Raw genomic sequence first — 17,498 nt, 5'->3', positions numbered from 1 at the left:
CAAGCAGCACTGATCGCCGGCCGGCCAATGGCCGCCGCTTGGAATCCCCCATGGATGTCCCTATCTGGTTTGTAGCTATGTGGTTGTAAAGACGTGCTTGCGAAAGACGAGGTTGCTAGAAGTGCGTCAGACAGTGAGCGGAACGTTCGACGGCAAACAACTGCTGGGCCAAGAATGCAGCTCCCGCTGTTTTCTCGCTGATACGACCTGCAGCGGCCAACGTTACCGGCGACACGGCACCAAGGTAGATGGATGCGAGATCTGTGACGTCCAGGATGATGTCCGGCGCCTCGCCGGACGCTTCATTCACGACGGCGGCAGCACCGCCGTCGGACTCCAGAACCCAGGTGCCACCCGCCAGACCCAAAGAATCCGACACCTCCAGCACCAGCCTGCCGGCAACCTGGAAGCTGCGGGCGCGCAGGGCAGCAGGAGTATCGAGGATCCTAAGCCACAGCATGTCGCGGATCTCAGAGGCCTCAATGCACCTTGGATCTTCCAAGGCCCATGCGAGGGGGTCGTCCACAGGCGCTTCTGCCCAGGTCACTTGGTCAATGAGGTCGATGCTGCCCAGGAATCGCCACAGGTCCAGGTAGGCCGCGTTGCTTGCCGCGACGAGGTCCACGATTTCCATGGTGTAAGGCTTGTGGTCCCACCCTTTGAAGCGGTACGAAACGTAACCATCCAATGATCCGGAAGGGTCATAGTGAAGGGCGCAGCGGACGGAGGTGTCGGGCTTGCCGTCATGGCCGATGGAACCGGAGGCGAGCAGCCGGTAGTACTCTTGCCTGTCGATGGAACCCGGCGAGAGTCGCTGGACGCGTTCAAAAACCTGCGGCGCGATGTCCAGCAAAACAGAGGGATCGGCGACTTCCACGGTGCCCAGCGGCTGGCCCCTGAGGCGGAATCTTGGCCCGGTATCAACCTTGATGCTTCGCTCAAAAGTGGCAACACCGAAGCCGAAGCGGCCATAAATGGACGCCTCTGACGCGGTGAGGGCGGCCATGGCCAGGCCGTCATCCTTGGCAGCTTCCAAGTCGGCGGTGATCATGCCGCGAAGAATCCCGTTCCGCCGGTGGGTGCCGCGGACTGTCACGGCGGTGACGAGGTTGGATTCAAGCTGGCGGCCAAAACCTATGTTCAGGGCCTTGCGCATAGTCGCGTACGTTGCCACTGGAACGTCGGAGCCAAGCGAATGCACAGGCACGGTGCCATTGGCATAGACGCCTGTCAGTTCGCGCTTGTCCGTTTGGTAGGCCGCCAGGGTTTTGGCCAGGTATTCATCATCGCGCCGCTGTTGATGGAATCCGTGGGAGACGGCCTGCACCCAGGTGGTGCAGCGGCCATAGCCGGCGTCTTCAGGATCGGCTACGGCTGGGAAACGTTGGACGGTGTATTTTCCGGACATCTTTTCATTGGGATCGGCCACGCCTTCGAGCCTAGCCAGACGCCGGAGGGCGCGCCACCATCAAGGCGGCGCGCCCTCCGGCGTTCCTCTGAAAGCTTCCAGGACTAGTGTCCGGCCTCGTACCAGCTGGAACCGACGCCAATCTGGACATCAAGCGGGACGGACAACTCAGCGGCCGAACCCATCTGGTCGATGACCAACTTCTCCACGGCTTCGCGTTCGCCCGGGGCCACCTCCAGGACAAGTTCGTCGTGGACCTGCAGCAGCAGGCGCGATTTAAGGCCCTGGCTGGCGAGCTCCGCCGAGACACCCAGCATGGCGCGCTTGATGAGGTCCGCAGCCGAGCCCTGGATGGGCGAGTTCAGGGCGATGCGTTCTGCTGCTTCCCTTGCCTGCCGGTTCGTGCTGGTCAGGTCCGGCAGGTAGCGGCGACGACCCTCAATGGTGGCTGTATAACCGTCCGTCCTGGCCTGATCCACTACACCGCGCAGGTAGTCACGCACCCCGCCGAAGCGGTCGAAGTAGTCCTTCATGAGCGTGCGTGCCTCATCCACGGAGATTTCCAGCTGCTTGGACAAGCCGAAGGACGTCAGGCCGTACGCCAGGCCATAGGACATCGCTTTCACCTTGGAGCGCATGGCACTGGTAACTTCGGCCGGTGCCACGTTGAAGATCCGCGATCCTACGAAGCGGTGCAGGTCCTCGCCGTCACGGTATGCCTGGATCAGCGCTTCGTCGCCTGAAAGGTGAGCCATGATGCGCATTTCGATCTGTGAGTAGTCGGCCGACAACAGGCACTCGTAGCCTTCGCTGACGACGAAGATGCCGCGGACGCGACGTCCTTCCTCGCTGCGGACCGGGATGTTCTGCAGGTTGGGGTTGTTGGACGAGATGCGGCCGGTGGCTGCAATGTTTTGCGCATACGTTGTGTGGATGCGTGCATCATCAGCAACGGACTTTTTGAGGGTCTCCACCATCTGAGCCAGCTTGGAAGACTCACGGTGCGCCATGAGCTGGACCAGGAATTCGTGGCCGGTCTTCTCCAGCAGCCCCTTCAGGGAGGCGGCGTCCGTGGTGTACCCGGACTTGATCTTCTTGGTCTTGGGCAGGCCGAGTTCCTCGAAAAGGACCGTCTGCAACTGCTTGGGCGATCCGAGGTTCACCTCGTGGCCGATCGCCGCGAATGCCTGTTCCTGGGCATTCTCGATCACCTTGGTGAGGTCCGCGAGTTGCTCGTCCATACGGTCCGTGGACACAAAGATGCCGGTCAGTTCCATCTGTGCCAGCACACGTGCCACAGGAAGCTCCAGCGTGGTCAGCAGGGCGTCAGCCTTGATGTCGGCAAGTTCCGTTTCGAAGTGCTTGCTGAGGGCATGCACGACGGCGGCATGCTGGACGAGCGCTGCTGCTGCAGCCTGGTCTGTTCCACCCGAGAGGTCGAGTTCCAGCTGCCCGGACTGTGTGGCGGCCGTGGCAAGGGAGATCTTCAAGTGGACTTGGGCGAGCTCGGCGAGGTCGTAACTACGGCGGTCCGGCTGGATCAGGTAGCCGGAGATGGAGGTGTCATCCACTACGCCTTCCAAGCCGAGGCCACGGTTGTGAAGAGCCTTGAGGGCCGACTTGAACTCGTGAAGCACCTTGGCTTCCTCGGGGTCCTTGAGCCACCGGGCCAGGACGGTCTCAGCTGCAGCGTCCAGGCCCGTCAATTCGATGTACGCAGCTCCGTTGCTCCTGACAACAGCCAAGGCACTCGCGTCATCGCCGATGCGTCCAGGGACCAGCTGCACTGCCAATGCTGAACGCACACCGGATCCGGCTGCGAAGAAGGCCTCAAGTCCCGCGGCGTCCGTGAGTACCGAGTATTCAGGGGCATCGATGGTGTCGGGGGCCGCTCCGGCAGTGTCATCACCGTAGAGATCGAACAACCGCGTACGGAGCGTCCGGAATTCGAGTTCCTCGAAAAGATCCTCTATGGCCTGGCGATCCGGACGTGGCTCATGCAAGTCAGCCAAGGTGAGGGGAAGGTCGAGGTCGGTCAGCAGCCGGTTGAGCCTGCGGTTGCGCTTGACGTTTTCAATGTTCTCCTTCAGGGCCCCTCCCACCTTGCCGCCGATGGAGTCAAGGTTGTCAAGGATGCCTTCCAGGCCACCGTAGAGATTAATCCACTTGGCCGCGGTCTTGGGGCCAACGCCCGGAACGCCGGGAAGGTTGTCCGCAGTTTCGCCCACGAGCGCGGCGAGGTCTGAGTACAAGCCGGGCTTGACGAAGTACTTCTCCTCGATGGCCGCAGCGTCCATCCTGGGGATGTTGCTGACACCCTGCTTGGGGTACAGCACAAAGACGTTGTCGTTGATCAGCTGGAACGCGTCCCTGTCGCCTGAGACAAGAAGGACTTCGAAGCCTGCAGCGTCACCTTGTGCTGCCAGCGTGGCCAGGACATCATCGGCTTCGTAGCCGGGCATGGCAATGGTCCTGATGCCCCAGGCTTCCATGACCTTGGCAATGAGGCCGATCTGGCCGGCAAACTCCGCAGGAGTGGCGTTCCTGCCACCTTTGTATTCGCTGTACTCCGCTTTGCGGAACGTCGTGTCGTCCGAGACGTCGAAAGCGACGGCAACGTGGGTGGGCTTCTGGTCCTTGATCAGGTTGATCAGCATGGACGTAAACCCGTGCACTGCGTTGGTGTACTGACCCCTGGCCGTGGAGAAATTCTCTGCGGGAAGGGCGTAGAAAGCCCGGAAAGCCATGGAGTGGCCGTCCAGGACCAGCAGCCTGGGCCGGCCCTCCCCCATGGAGCTGGTGGAAGCTGTGGCAGAGGGGGTGGGTGCTGTAGCGATGGCAGCAGCTTGGGCCGTTGGAACCTGGTCCGGTTTGGTTGTTTCACTCACAGGTGCCAGCCTAGTTGGCATGATGGACAATTTCACGCCGAACCGGTTTGTCGACGAACTCAATGAGGCAGGTGTTCCCGAAGAGTTCCACGATTGGCTTTCAGCGCATGGCGTTGGCGCCCTTGTGGTGAAACTGGGCATCCGGTTCACGGAAATGAGCGCCGAGCGCACGGTGGCCACGATGCCGGTGGAAGGAAACACCCAGGTGGCCGGCATCCTCCACGGCGGCGCGCATGTTGTCCTGGCGGAGACTTTGGGTTCGTTCGCCGCATCCCTCCACGCCGGCAGGGGTCGCCATGCGGTGGGTATCGAGGTGGGCGCAACCCATCACCGTTCCGTTGCCAGCGGCATAGTGACAGGCACGTGCACGGCCATCCACCTTGGCGGGACCTTGGCCACCCACGAGATCGTCATCACGGATGACAAAGGGCGCAGGCTCTCAACTGCCCGGATCACCAACATGATCCGGGACAACCGTCACTGAACCGGACCGTCACTGAGCCTGAAGCGTCACGGCAACCGGTAGTGCAGCTCGGCCGCGGCCCCACCCAGGATCTTCGACGAAACCAACTCAAATGGCGCCGTCGGGCCGTTGAGGGGCAGTAGTCGCTTCCCTGCGCCCAGCACCACGGGAATGATGGTGACGATCATCTCGTGAAGCAGGCCGGCATTGGCGAATTGGGCCACAAGGTCGCCTCCGCCCACCAGCCAGACGTTCTTGTCGCCGGCATCCTTCAGCAGGTCCGGGGCGAACTCCCGGACGTCTCCCCGGACAAAGGTGATATCCGAACCGGCCGGAGCGGAGTATTCGTGATGGGTGAACACCCAGCAGGGCGTGTCCGGATACGGCCATTTGCCGGGTTCGTGTTCCATGAGCCAGCGATAGGTATCGCCGCCCATGGCGATACAGCCGACGCCGGCCATGAAGGACCCGATGCTCTCGCTAACGCCCTCAACTTGGTCGAACTGCAGGAGCCAGCCAAGGTCGTCGTCCGGCGAAGCGATGAAGCCGTCAATGGTTGAAGCCACGTAGTACTGGAAAATCGACATGGCCCCAGACTAAGACATGACCCCGGACTAGTCAGTGGCAGACTTATTGCTCCCCTTAACGGCGGGTGCTTCACCGGGTCGTTTGGAATCCGGTGGCGTTGCAGCGTCATCCGGCGGACTTGGGGTGTTGCCGGAATCGTCGTAGAAGAAGGTCACCGTTCCGGCGACATCCGCCGTGTCCGTGATGGAGATCCGGATGGCGTCCCTGCCGTCGGCCGGGGGCATCCGCAAGTACAACGCCTGGTAGTCCCCTCCCCCGGACACGACGTCCGGGGCTGTGGGGACACCGTCGAACAGGACCTCGCCTACCCGCACGTAGTAGCCGTCCAAGCGGACAATCGTGCCACCGGTCCTGGGACCTGAGGCGCGGGTCGACCCGGTGACGGGCCGCAAGTCCCCGTCCACCACGGTCAGCCCGAGCAATTGCCGGGGGCATGCTTCTCCCGGCGACGGCTCCGCTTTGAAGATGCCGCCGGGATTGCTGCGGTACTGCGCCACCACAGATGCTGACGTGGCGGCAACCCTGAACTCAAGGCACTGCCGTTGCGGAATCCGTGGGGTGATGGCGACGGCGGCGGTCGCCCGCTGCCAGTCCTCTTGGCTTCCGGTCTGAAGGGCTCGGCAGACGGCGGCACCCGCCAGCCAGACGGCCGCGTCTGCTGCCCCTGCCACGCTTTGGGCCAAGGCATCGCACTGGAATTGCTGGAGCAGGAGATACCGCTGGCCCGGGGCTGGATCATTCGGACCGATGGGTCCCGTGGGCACCCAACTCACCACGGTGGGACTCTGGGAAGGGACCTGGGGGCCTGGGGTCTCCTGCTGTTGAGTAGTGGTGCTGGAGCCGTGTGTAGGGTCGACGGCGGTGGGTTCGGGCGTTGCGGTCGTGGCGTCGGCAGAGTTGTCGCCTGACGGGGAGGCTTCTGCGGAGGCGTCCGATGACGGGGTGCCCTCTGCCTGGGTCGCTTGGGTCGTACCCGATTGTGACGTGCCGGCCTGAGCCGTGCTGGCCTGCGATGGAGTGGTCGCCGGTGGCGAGGCGGAGGTCGAGACAGGCGGTAGACCGTCGTTTTCAAGAGGAAGGCACGCCGAAAGTCCAAGCATCAAGACCGGAACCAGCGCCAGTCTGATGCGATGCTCCCGGGATCGGCACGTCATCACAGCCCCACATCTGCCGGATCAAAACAACGCAGCTATGTGCATATCTACACTGCTGATTATTCTCCCGAACGGACCTGACCGCTAGAAAGGTGCTTACTTCCCGAAGTAGGGCACGATCAAGTAGATGCCGAAAAGAACGGCCAGCGCACAGAAGCCAAAGCAAACGAATGCCAGGGAGCGCACCAGCGCGGGAGACTTCTGCCGGGCGTCACCGGCGATGGCCGTCAGGCGAACGCCCAATGAGTAGAGCACGACCAAAGTCACTGCGGCCACGAGGGTTACGCCGCCCACCTGCAGCAATTCCAACCATTTCATCGCTGCACATCCTCGCTGGGGGTGGTCTTTCGGGACTTCTTCTTCTTACGGAACCGCACGGCGTGGCCGGCTTCTTCAACCTCGACGGCGTTGTGGTGGCCAACGTGCGACCTGCGGGAAACGACGAACATGAACAGGACCGCGGCAGTTCCCACCACTGCGGCGATGACGACGCCTACGACGCCGATGCTCACCAGGAGAGCTGTGAGGGCGCCGACGATGGCCGAGGCCGGGAGGGTGAACAACCATCCCAGGGCGATCTTTCCAGCGGTGCCCCAGCGGACGGATGTGCCCTTGCGGCCGAGGCCTGAGCCGATGACCGAGCCTGAGGCAACCTGTGTAGTGGAGAGGGCAAAGCCCAAGTGGGAAGAGGCCAGGATGGCCGAGGCGGTGCTGGTTTCAGCGGAAAAACCCTGAGCCGGCTTTACTTCGGTGAGGCCCGAGCCCATGGTGCGGATGATGCGCCAGCCACCAGCGTAGGTTCCGATGGCGATGGCGAACGCGCAGGCGGCGATGACCCAGAACTGCGGACCGCTTCCCGGTGCCTGTGTGCCTCCGGCGATGAGGACCAAGGTGATGATGCCCATGGTCTTCTGGGCGTCATTGGTACCGTGCGCGAGGGCCACCAGGCTAGAGGTGAAGATCTGCCCGGTGCGGAAGCCGCCACGTTTCTGCGTGAGCTTGTCACCGGTTTCGGGATCATGCCGCGAAGTCAGGGCATATGCGAGGCGGGTACAGATGTACGCCACAAGGCCTGCGATGAGCGGCGCGAAGATAGCGGGCAGGATCACCTTCTGAAGCACGGTCTCGAAGTTGATGGAATGCAGGCCGATGCCCACCACTGCTGCGCCGATGAGACCGCCGAAAAGAGCGTGCGAGGAACTCGACGGCAGGCCCTTGAGCCAGGTAATCATGTTCCAGAGGACGGCCCCCATGAGGCCGGCAAAGATAATGTCCGGCGTGATGTGGATTCCGTCCGAGCCTTCCCGGATCAGTCCGCCGGAAATGGTCTTGGCCACTTCCGTGGAGAGGAACGCGCCTACGAGGTTGAGCACAGCGGCCAGGGCGACTGCCGTCTTGGGCTTGATCGCCCCTGTAGCGATAGGCGTAGCCATCGCATTGGCGGTGTCGTGGAACCCGTTGGTGAAATCAAAGAATAGGGCCAACGCTATTACCAGCGCGACCATGAAGGTGATATCCACCTGTTGCCCAATCTGCAGAGTCGTCGACGTTCAGCAGTTTCACTTCCCCATACCTGCCATCCACAGCATAGTTCAGCAATTGTTCAACTGACTTGGCTTGCGGGATTCACTCTGGCGGGCTTGAAACCTTAAGAATCCTACGTGGCATCCGGTGAGCGGACAAACGTGCAGATGCTCCGCCTCAGCCCAGGTAAGCCCGTACGGACGCGAGGTCGCGACGGGACAGGCCCTTGCGGGGATCCGGTGAGATGCAAAGCACACGGTCCTGCTGGTATTCGGCCCAAGACCGGGCATCGGACTCCTGGCTGAGTTGGTCGTCAAGCCAAATGATCCGCTCGCTGCCGATGGCGGCCAGATCCTTTTGGAGGGCCGTCAGCTTCCACCACTCCGGGCCCTCATCCCAACCCTGACTGGACAGCACGGGCCAGTCATGGCCATTCAAGCCAATGGCAGGGCACAAAAACTCCGGGGCCAGGCGTTCCCACGTAGTAAGCCAGACAAAGCGCGCAGCTGGATGGTCCGCCAAATCATTGAGTTCGGCAACAACTTCCGGCGCATAGGCGACATCAAGAACCCCTGCGTCAGCGATGCTCCATTCGCCACCCCAATCAGTGGTTCCGACCGGACTGAAGGGGTTCACCACGCCGTCGACGTCCAGATACACGGACACTGACGCAGCGGCACCTTGGCTGGCATCCATGGCCACTCCCCCTTCCCCAACGGTTGTGAATCAGACTACGGGAGAGCGGGGCAGGAGAAGCGGATCGCCGGAAACGGATGAGCGACGTGAGACTGGATAAATCATTCTCTTGACGTGCGTCATGGAAGTGATAATCTCGAAATATGGAAAAGCCCACAGTCCATTCCGCCCAAAGCGTCCGGGATATCGAGGACACAGTCCGTACGGATTTCCGGCATGCAATGTCGTACGGCGGATATCTGGACCTTGACCGCCTGCTCAGCTCCCAGCACCCCCTCAGCGAACCCGAACACCACGATGAGTTGCTGTTCATCATCCAGCACCAGACCAGTGAGCTCTGGCTGAAGCTGGTCCTGCACGAGTTGCTGGAAGCCCGGCGGCTTTTCGATGCCGACAACCTTGGCAAGGCACTCAAGTGCATCGCCCGGGTAAAGGCAATCCAACGCACCATGACCGAGCAATGGTCGGTGCTTGGGACGCTCACACCCCGTGAGTACGCTCAGTTCCGCGGTTTCCTGGGGAGCTCGTCCGGCTTCCAGTCGTACCAATACCGCGGCGTTGAATTCCTGCTCGGCAACAAGAACCGTGGCATGCTGCGCGTCTTCCAAAGTGAACCCGAGGCTCACGCATTGCTCGGAAAGCTCCTTGAGGAGCCCACGCTGTATGACGCCTTCCTCAGGGTCCTTGCGCGCGCCGGCTACGACATTCCGGCCGACATTCTTGACCGGGACACCAGCGAGCCGTGGACGTTCCGCAAAGACCTCGTCCCCATCTTCCAGAAGATCTACGAATCGGACGACACCCCGTGGGGCCTCTATGAAGCCTGCGAGGACCTGGTGGATATTGAGGACAACTTCCAGGCTTGGCGCTTCCGCCACCTTCGGACGGTCCAACGCACCATCGGTTTCAAGGTAGGTACCGGCGGATCGTCAGGCGTGGACTTCCTTAAGCGGGCCTTGGACCTGACGTTCTTCCCCGAGCTCTACGCCGTCCGAACAGAAATCGGCAACTAGCAACTCCGCCCGGCCAGGGCCGCCCAATACTTCCGCAGGAGGAACCATGACCACAGCGCAGCAGACCCAAAAGCCGACGTCGGCCGAGCTGGACGCCGCTGATCCCCTCGCCGCCCAGCGTGAGGCTTTTTACACGCCCGACGCCGATCAGCTCGTCTCATATCTGGACGGCAACTCACTCGGACGCCCGCTGAAGGTCACCTCCGCGAATCTGGCTACCTTCGTTCACGACGCCTGGGGCAGCCGCCTCATCCGCGGCTGGGACGAACAATGGATGGACGAGCCCACCGTCGTGGGTGACCGCATCGGCGAAGTGGCCTTGGGCGCTGCTCCGGGACAGACCACGGTGGGTGACTCAACCTCGGTGATGCTGTACAAGATGATCCGCGCGGCAGTCGACGCGCAGCCGGGCCGCAACGAAATCATCATCGACCGCGACAACTTCCCAACGGACCGGTTCATCATCGAGGGCATCGCCAAGGAGCGCGGGGCGAGCATCAAATGGATCGCCGCGAACCCTGCCAGTGGTGTGCGGGCGGAAGACCTGGACGGGTTGCTGGGCGAGCGGACCGCCGTGGTTGTCCTCAGCCATGTGGCCTACCGCTCCGGATTCCTGGCCGATGCCAAGGGAATCACCGCCAAGGTGCACCAAGCCGGCGCCTTGATGCTGTGGGACCTGTGCCACTCCGTTGGCTCCGTGCCTCTGAACCTGGACGAATGGGGTGTTGACCTTGCCGTCGGATGCACCTACAAGTACCTCAACGGCGGACCGGGCTCACCGGCCTTTGCCTACGTCAATGCGTCACAGCAGGATCGTTTGCAGCAGCCCATCTGGGGTTGGATGGGTGCGGACAACCCGTTCGGGATGACGGAGTCGTACAAGCCCGCGCAGGGCATGCGCAGGTTCATCACGGGAACGCCTCCGGTGTTGGCCATGCAGCCCCTCAAGGACATGGTGGAATTGGTCGCCACCGTGGGAATGGATGCCGTCCGTGAGAAGTCGATCAAACTGACCGAGTACGCGATCGCGCTTTCCGAGGAACTCCTGGTCCCGCTTGGTGCGGAAATCGTGAGTCCCCGCAATCCCGCCGAACGTGGCTCGCACATCACAGTGGACCACCCGCTCTTCGCCGATGTCACCGCCAAGCTGTGGGAAAAGGGTGTCATCCCCGACTTCCGTCCCCCTCACGGCCTGCGCATCGGCCTGTCACCGTTGAGTACAAGCTACGCCGAGGTTGAGCTGGGAATCGCAGCCATCCGCGATGTCCTCTCGGACCTTCTGTGAGCCGGAAATGAGTGCCGTCCTGGACGACATGGACTCCCGCCCCGGGAGTACGACGTCGCTTCTGCGCACCGTCATAGGCCTGTATCTGCGAGATGCCGGCGGGTGGATGTCAGCCAAGGACATGGTGACCCTCATGGAAGCCCTGGGCACCTCCGGAACAGTGACCCGGACGGCCCTGGGACGGCTCCGAAAGAAGGACGTGGTGGTGCAGGAGAACCGCGATGGTGTCCCCGGGTTCACCCTCACCGAGGGCGCTGCAACCATGCTTGCCCGCGGGGATCGCCGGATCTACAACCCGCGCAGCATGTCAGTGTCGGATCCCTGGTGCCTGATCTCCTTCTCCATCCCCGAGACGGAGCGCGAGAAGCGGCATCAGCTACGGCGCAGGCTCCACTGGATCGGCTGCGGTACGGTGGCCGCCGGACTGTGGATTTGCCCTGATTCGCTTCGGGTGGAAGTGGAAGAAATTCTTGCCGACCTTGATCTCCGGAGCATGGCCACGATCTTTGTGGCGGCAACTCCACTGGTGGGTGGCAGCCTTCAGGATGCTGCGTCCAAATGGTGGGACCTGGAAGCGGTAGCTGAGCTACATAGGGACTTCATTCGTCAGCACACTGACAGCAACAGCAACAGCAACAGCAACAGCAACAGCACCGGCAACAGCGAGCTTCCGCGGCATGCCGGTCAAGCCATGGAGCCCTCCCCCGAGGCGTTTGCTACCTATGTCCAGTGCATCGACCGATGGCGGATCATCCCCTACCTTGACCCGGGCCTGCCGTCGGCCTTCCTGCCTGCGGACTGGCCCGGAGCAGAGGGCACTGCCTTGTTCGGCCGGCTCGTCGCCGCCTATGCGGAACCGAGCGCGGAGTTTGTGCGCAACACCTTGCGGGAAACTGCCGGGGCTGCCATTTCCTGATGGCGCACTTAGCCCCCTGACTTCACGCGGGACACGAACCGGAACCTGTCGCCGCGAAATGCACTGCGGGTCCACTCCACCGGCGCGCCGGCCGCATCACGGGCCAGGCGGTGGACCACCAGCAATGGTGTTCCCATTTCGATTCCCAGCAGCCTGACGTCGGCCGGACCGGCGAGGGATGTCTCCACCGTGTCCTCAACGTCGGCCACCTTCACCCCGTAGACGTCCGCCAGAGCGGAATACAGCGAGCCCGTTCTGGCCAGGTTGGACTTGAACCGCGGCAGTTTCCCGGGAAGCCAGGCGATCTCATGTGCCAACGGCTCCCCCTCAATTAATCGGATGCGCTCCAGCCGGGTCACCGGGTCACCTTGGTCTACTCCCAGATGGGCGGCTACCTCCGCATCAGATCGAAGGACGTCGAGGGCAACCAACGTGGAATCCGGCCGCAGGCCCTGGCTCCGGGCGTCTTCCGAAAAAGAGGTCAGCTGGCGGACGTGCGTCACCTTTGGGGGCGCCACGAAGGTGCCGTGTCCTTGGATGCGCCCCAGCTTCCCTTCCGCCACAAGCTCGCTGATGGCCTGCCTGACAGTGGTCCGGGAGGTGGTGTACTTTTCGGCAAGGGCGCGCTCGGTGGGAATCAGCGTGCCCGGTTGGAGTCCGGCTATCAGCCCGAGTACCTCGGTTTTCAACAGGTAGTATTTGGGCGTTGCGTGCTCGACTTCGCTGGACATATTGGCATCCTACTTATGGACAACACCATTGGTCTATGCCAATGTAGATCGAGTTGATCTGTACCCGCTCCGGAACCGCTTCCGAAGACCGTCACTTATCCGAAAGTTCGCACCCGAAACGAAGGGACGTCAGTTGGAGGAAATACAGCAGTGGAACACCACCAAGTCGGCGGAGATCCTGTGACTCCCGCTGTTCTTGGCCTCCACATAGGCGGCTCCAAGACGCACGCTGTCAGGTCCGATACTGCACACGGCGACGTGGACTCCCAAGGTGGCTCCGGCGTCGAAATCACCGAAGCCAGCGCCAATCTGTCCTCTGTCGGGCACCAAGGCGCTGATGCCGTGCTGCGCCGGATCGCCGCAAGTGTGGGTGGCGGTATCGAGGCTGTATGTGCCGGAGCAGCCGGAGCGGACACCCCGGCAAGTCGTGCAGTTCTCTCCGCCTTGCTCACGGAACACTTCCCCGGCGCCAGGATCGACGTGGTGCATGACACCCGCATTGTGCTGGCGGCAGCAGGCCTCGACGCCGGAGCCGTGGTTGTCGCGGGCACCGGATCGGTGGCGTGGGGCCGGAATCGCGAGGGCCGGGAAGCCCGCAGCGGTGGTTACGGGTACTTGCTGGGCGATGAAGGCGGAGGCTACTCGGTGGTGCGCGACGCAGTCCGCGAGGCACTTCGCGAGTACTATGCGGGGCTGGAACCGGGCACCCTGGTCAGATCACTTATGGCGGCTACTGCCAATGTGGATGCTTTGCAGCTCATGGACTCCTTCTACGCCAAGCCCGAACCTGACCATTGGGCCGGTTTGGCCCCGCTGGTCCTGGACCTGGCAGCGGAGGGCGATCCTGCGGCGTTGCGTATCCAGGCAGAGGCCGCGCACTCGCTGGCTACGCTTGCCCGACAAGTCATGGGTGAGCTCGGATTGGACCTGCCGTTGGTCATGGCCGGCGCCCTGTTAGTGAATCAGAGCCAGCTCGCCGCGGCCGTGGCGCGCAAGATGTCCTTGGAAGATCCGTCCTTGATCCGGATCCTGGCTCAGCCCCCGGTCCATGGTGCAGTGGAATTGGCCCGGCAGCTGGTCCTGGAGTAAGTCCACTGAACCGGGAGTAATCGGGCAGGTGATCGGCGCCGCCAACCGGAGTAGTCTGGATTCATGCCTCTCACGATCGGTGGTTGGTAGCATTGGCGCGGACCAGGCAGCGGTGGCTGCCGGCTCTGTTGATTCCCTTTGCCTTGGCCATTGCAGTGCTGCTTGGCTCGGTCCAAGCCGGCGCCACCGTTTCCCTTCCGCCGAAGACCGCTGAAGAAATCCTGGCCATGATCGCGCGCACCGAGGTGCGGGCGTTTTCCGGCACTGTGGAGCAAACCGCCGAGCTGGGGTTGCCGGAAGTTCCCACATCAGGTCCGGGCATCGCCCCGGGCGCCGTCTCTGCCTTGGAGTTCCTGACCGGGTCCCATACGGCCAGGGTCTATGTGGATGGACCTTTGCGGGCACGGTTGCAAGTTCTGGACCAGATGGCAGAACGTGACGTGGTCATCAATGGCGGAGATGCCTGGTTCTACAACTCGAGGGACAACAGCGCTACCCATCTGACCGCACCCGCCAAACCGACCGCGCCGGAGAAGTACGAGCCACGCATGCTCCCGCCGGACATGCCTGCGCCGGAAATGCCGACGCCGGAGGCAATGGCCAGCCGTTTCCTGGCAGCGGTCGATGCCAGTACGGAGGTGACCGTTTCTGAGTCTTCAACAGTGGCGGGACGCAGCGCCTACTCTCTGGTCCTTAATCCACGCAGTACCGAAACCCTGGTTGATTCGGTGACCATCGACGTGGATTCCGAGACCGGTTTGCCTCTGGGTGTCGAGGTGCGGGCCAACGGACAGGCCGAACCAGCCTATTCACTCGCGTACACCCAGTTGGACCTTTCCACGCCGGATGCTGAGTTGTTCAATTTCACCCCGCCGCCGGGTGCCACCGTCACTGAGAAGGTATTGCCTGTGAAGCCAGTGCCTTCCATGGCCATGCCGTCCACGCCGGTACCCGATCCTGCTGTGGTGGAACCAGAGGTGCGCGGTCCCGGAGCGTCCGTCACCGGCAAAGGTTGGGATTCCGTGATCTCCCTGCCCCCGGGTTCTGCTCCTGCTGAACTCACCTCCAATCCCCAGCTATCCCAAGCCCTGCAGCCTGTTGGCGGCGGCCGGGCCCTGACGACGTCGCTGCTGAGCGTGTTGATTCTCGACGACGGTCGCGTCTATGCGGGCATGGTGCCTTTGGAACGGCTCCAGTCAGCCGCTGCCGCCCAGTGAACAAACCCCCGACACCCGCCTCTGTTGGTGCAACCGGGCGCGCGACTCCCGTCCGCTCGTCGGATCCCGCCATAGAAACGCACGGACTCGTAAAGCGGTTCGGTCACCGGTCGGCTGTGGATGGCATTGACCTTGAGGTACCCCGCGGCTCGGTGTTCGGCTTCCTGGGACCGAATGGATCGGGGAAGACCACCACCATCCGGGTGCTGCTGGGCCTGGCCTCGGCAAGCAGTGGTGACATCCGTGTCCTTGGCAAGGAGATGCCTCAAGCTTTGGCTACCGTCCTGCCGGACGTCGGCGCTTTGGTGGAAGGTCCCGGCTTCTACCCTTTCCTTTCGGGGACGGGAAACTTGATGCGCTTGGATGCGGCCGACCGTCATGGGTCGTGGTCAACCAGACGGCAACGTGTGCACGATGCGCTTGAAAGGGTAGGGCTGGGCCACGCCGCCGGCAAGAAGGTCCGCGCTTACTCTTTGGGCATGAAGCAGCGCCTCGGCTTGGCGAACGCAATGCTCAGGCCACGGGAGCTCCTGGTTCTGGATGAACCAACCAATGGCCTGGACCCCCAAGGCACCCGTGAAGTCCGTAACCTGGTTCGCTCCCTCGCTGCGGGCGGGGCCACGGTGTTCGTGTCCAGCCACTTGCTTGCCGAGGTGGAACAGATGTGTACCCATGTGGGCGTGATGAGCGCCGGGCGCTTGGTGGCACAGGGGCCCCTGGAGGAGCTGCGAGCGGCCGGGCAGGCACATGTGGTGGTGCAAACGCCCGACGTCGAATTGGCGTCCCGAGTGCTGACGCGCCTCGGCCTGGTTCCCGGTGAAGCGCCGGGAACCGGGAGTCCGTGGGGAACCACCGCAGTGTTGGGCACCGGGATCAATGGGCGCGAACCGGAGACGATCGTGGCTGCTTTGGTGGCTGAGGGTGTCCGGGTCCGTGGCTTCACAGTGGAGAACGCGAGCCTGGAAGAGCGTTTTGTTTCCCTCACCGGGGAGGGGTTCGACGTTGTCGGCTGAAACTGCTGGTCCTCCCCAAGAGACTGCCGTGCGCCCCGGCATCGGAGGGGCGCTCCTGGGCTCTGAATTGTCCGTGCTGTTCAGGCGGCTCCGGACGTGGGCCATGCTGATCGCCCTCGCCGCCGTACCTGTTTTGATCGCAGTTGCCGTCAAGTTGTCGTCCCGGCCCACAGCTCCTGGCCGCGGGCCACTGTTCCTTGACCGCATCACCCAGAACGGCCTGTTCGTCGCAGTCACTGCCCTGGTGGTGTGCGTTCCTTTGTTCCTTCCCCTCACCGTCGGCGTGGTGGCCGGGGATACCATCGCCGGGGAGGCGAACCTGGGCACCTTGCGATACCTGCTCCTTGCCCCGGCAGGGCGGATTCGCCTGCTGCTGGTGAAGTATGCAGGGGCCGTCGCTTTCTGTTTCGCCGCTACGGCCACCGTGGCAGCGTCCGGCGCCTTGGCCGGCGTCGTACTTTTTCCTGTGGGTCCGGTGACTTTGCTGTCAGGTGACACCATCAGCGTGGGCGAGTCGGCGTTAAGATCGTTGCTGATCGCTGCCTACATCACGGTGTCCCTCCTGGGACTCTCCGCAATCGGTCTCCTGATCTCCACCTTCACGGACGTGCCGGTGGGCGCCATGGCTGCCACCATCGTGCTCTCTGTGGTGTCCCAGGTGCTCGACAACCTGCCCCAGCTTGAATGGCTGCACCCGTGGCTGTTCAGCCATCACTGGCTGGGGTTCGCGGATCTGCTGCGGCAGCCCATTTCGTGGACGTCGTTCGGTGAAAACGCCCTCCTCCAATCCGGGTACATCGCCGTTTGCGGCGCGCTGGCGTACGCAAAATTCTCCAAGAAGGACGTCTTGTCATAGCTTTGTCGTAGGCTCTTTCCATGGCCAGATTCTTTGATGTGCACCCGGAAGATCCCCAACCACGCGCCATCGGCCAAGTGGTGAACATGCTCCAAGGAGGCGGCTTGATCGCCTACCCTACCGACTCCTGTTACGCGCTTGGCGCACAGATCGGCAACAGGGAAGCGTTGGACCGCATCAGGACCATCAGGCAGTTGGACGACAAACACCACTTCACCCTGGTGTGCAAGGACTTCGCCCAGATGGGGCAGTTCGTGATGTTGGACAACGATATCTTCAGGAGTATCAAGGCCGTCACGCCCGGCAGCTACACGTTCATCCTCCCGGCAACCCGTGAGGTTCCCAAGCGGCTCCTGCATCCCAAGAAGAAAACCGTGGGTGTGCGCATTCCGGATCATCGAGTTGTCCAGGCGCTCTTGGCCGAGCTGGGCGAGCCCTTGCTCTCCAGCACGCTCCTGCTGCCGGATGAGGAAGAACCGTTGACCCAGGGATGGGAAATCAAGGAGCGCTTGGACAACCAGGTGGATGGCGTCATCGATGCTGGCGACACCGGCTCAGAACCAACCACCGTGATCGACTTTTCCAGCGGCGTGGCCGAGGTTGTGCGGTACGGAACCGGCGACCCCTCGCGCTTCGAATAGGCGCCTTACCGTCATT

17 protein-coding genes are annotated in these 17,498 nt (G+C 62.6%); 9 read left to right on the top strand and 8 right to left on the bottom strand.

Features of this window, described 5'->3' with window-relative positions; genetic code table 11:
* Positions 1 to 115 precede the first annotated feature (115 nt).
* Both ACNAOT_RS10975 and polA read right to left on the bottom strand, forming a co-directional pair.
* Entirely contained in the window at positions 116 to 1,429 is a 1,314-nt protein-coding gene (locus tag ACNAOT_RS10975; protein ID WP_420181064.1) for a GNAT family N-acetyltransferase, read from the bottom strand.
* 83 nt (positions 1,430 to 1,512) lie between these two features.
* Positions 1,513 to 4,155, bottom strand: a complete 2,643-nt coding sequence (gene polA / locus ACNAOT_RS10970) for a DNA polymerase I (RefSeq protein ID WP_420181159.1) — start codon at positions 4,153 to 4,155, stop codon at positions 1,513 to 1,515.
* Between the two features lie 160 nt (positions 4,156 to 4,315).
* On the opposite strand from polA, the gene ACNAOT_RS10965 reads away from it, so the two are divergent.
* A complete protein-coding gene (locus ACNAOT_RS10965) occupies positions 4,316 to 4,780 on the top strand; it encodes a hotdog fold thioesterase (RefSeq protein ID WP_243836761.1) in 465 nt (154 codons plus the stop codon).
* Between the two features lie 26 nt (positions 4,781 to 4,806).
* Here ACNAOT_RS10965 and ACNAOT_RS10960 read toward each other — a convergent pair whose 3' ends face one another.
* The 5 genes from ACNAOT_RS10960 to ACNAOT_RS10940 form a co-directional block, all read right to left on the bottom strand.
* The gene (locus ACNAOT_RS10960) at positions 4,807 to 5,346 is read right to left on the bottom strand and encodes a dihydrofolate reductase family protein (RefSeq protein ID WP_420181063.1); all 540 of its coding nucleotides are present in this window, start codon (positions 5,344 to 5,346) and stop codon (positions 4,807 to 4,809) included.
* A 27-nt stretch (positions 5,347 to 5,373) separates the two neighbouring features.
* Complete coding sequence (locus ACNAOT_RS10955; RefSeq protein WP_420181062.1) at positions 5,374 to 6,123, bottom strand: hypothetical protein; 750 nt, start codon at positions 6,121 to 6,123, stop codon at positions 5,374 to 5,376.
* Positions 6,124 to 6,597: 474 nt separating this feature from the next.
* A complete protein-coding gene (locus ACNAOT_RS10950; RefSeq protein WP_091467309.1) occupies positions 6,598 to 6,819 on the bottom strand; it encodes a hypothetical protein in 222 nt (73 codons plus the stop codon).
* Complete coding sequence (locus ACNAOT_RS10945; RefSeq protein WP_091467307.1) at positions 6,816 to 8,021, bottom strand: inorganic phosphate transporter; 1,206 nt, start codon at positions 8,019 to 8,021, stop codon at positions 6,816 to 6,818. The genes ACNAOT_RS10950 and ACNAOT_RS10945 overlap by 4 nt, the downstream gene beginning before the upstream one ends.
* Before the next feature lie 181 nt (positions 8,022 to 8,202).
* Entirely contained in the window at positions 8,203 to 8,721 is a 519-nt protein-coding gene (locus tag ACNAOT_RS10940) for an HAD domain-containing protein (protein WP_420181061.1), read from the bottom strand.
* 143 nt (positions 8,722 to 8,864) lie between these two features.
* On the opposite strand from ACNAOT_RS10940, the gene kynA reads away from it, so the two are divergent.
* The 3 genes from kynA to ACNAOT_RS10925 are packed head-to-tail and all read left to right on the top strand — an operon-like array spanning position 8,865 to position 11,935.
* Positions 8,865 to 9,734: a tryptophan 2,3-dioxygenase gene (gene kynA / locus ACNAOT_RS10935; RefSeq protein WP_420181060.1), complete on the top strand. Its 870-nt coding sequence runs from the start codon at positions 8,865 to 8,867 to the stop codon at positions 9,732 to 9,734.
* 46 nt (positions 9,735 to 9,780) lie between these two features.
* The gene (gene kynU / locus ACNAOT_RS10930; protein WP_420181059.1) at positions 9,781 to 11,019 is read left to right on the top strand and encodes a kynureninase; all 1,239 of its coding nucleotides are present in this window, start codon (positions 9,781 to 9,783) and stop codon (positions 11,017 to 11,019) included.
* A 7-nt stretch (positions 11,020 to 11,026) separates the two neighbouring features.
* On the top strand, positions 11,027 to 11,935 hold the full coding sequence (locus ACNAOT_RS10925) for a PaaX family transcriptional regulator C-terminal domain-containing protein (protein ID WP_420181158.1): 909 nt from the start codon (positions 11,027 to 11,029) through the stop codon (positions 11,933 to 11,935).
* 8 nt (positions 11,936 to 11,943) lie between these two features.
* Here the strand turns inward: ACNAOT_RS10925 and ACNAOT_RS10920 are convergent, their stop codons facing one another.
* On the bottom strand, positions 11,944 to 12,666 hold the full coding sequence (locus ACNAOT_RS10920; protein WP_420181058.1) for a GntR family transcriptional regulator: 723 nt from the start codon (positions 12,664 to 12,666) through the stop codon (positions 11,944 to 11,946).
* A 150-nt stretch (positions 12,667 to 12,816) separates the two neighbouring features.
* On the opposite strand from ACNAOT_RS10920, the gene ACNAOT_RS10915 reads away from it, so the two are divergent.
* The 5 genes from ACNAOT_RS10915 to ACNAOT_RS10895 all read left to right on the top strand — a co-directional run bounded on the left by ACNAOT_RS10915 (position 12,817) and on the right by ACNAOT_RS10895 (position 17,482).
* Positions 12,817 to 13,755: an N-acetylglucosamine kinase gene (locus ACNAOT_RS10915; protein ID WP_420181057.1), complete on the top strand. Its 939-nt coding sequence runs from the start codon at positions 12,817 to 12,819 to the stop codon at positions 13,753 to 13,755.
* A 92-nt stretch (positions 13,756 to 13,847) separates the two neighbouring features.
* A complete protein-coding gene (locus tag ACNAOT_RS10910) occupies positions 13,848 to 14,972 on the top strand; it encodes a LolA family protein (RefSeq protein ID WP_420181157.1) in 1,125 nt (374 codons plus the stop codon).
* Complete coding sequence (locus ACNAOT_RS10905; RefSeq protein ID WP_420181056.1) at positions 14,969 to 15,985, top strand: ABC transporter ATP-binding protein; 1,017 nt, start codon at positions 14,969 to 14,971, stop codon at positions 15,983 to 15,985. The genes ACNAOT_RS10910 and ACNAOT_RS10905 overlap by 4 nt, the downstream gene beginning before the upstream one ends.
* Entirely contained in the window at positions 15,975 to 16,841 is an 867-nt protein-coding gene (locus ACNAOT_RS10900; RefSeq protein ID WP_420181055.1) for an ABC transporter permease, read from the top strand. Before ACNAOT_RS10905 ends, ACNAOT_RS10900 begins: the two co-directional genes overlap by 11 nt.
* A 20-nt stretch (positions 16,842 to 16,861) precedes the next feature.
* Entirely contained in the window at positions 16,862 to 17,482 is a 621-nt protein-coding gene (locus ACNAOT_RS10895; protein WP_091467290.1) for an L-threonylcarbamoyladenylate synthase, read from the top strand.
* The last annotated feature ends 16 nt before the right edge of the window (positions 17,483 to 17,498 follow it).

Source organism: Paenarthrobacter sp. TA1.8 (assembly GCF_048595705.1).
Taxonomy (GTDB): domain Bacteria; phylum Actinomycetota; class Actinomycetes; order Actinomycetales; family Micrococcaceae; genus Arthrobacter; species Arthrobacter nitroguajacolicus.
Note: the sequence above shows the minus strand (reverse complement) of the source record. Positions and strands in the feature narration are given on the sequence as shown.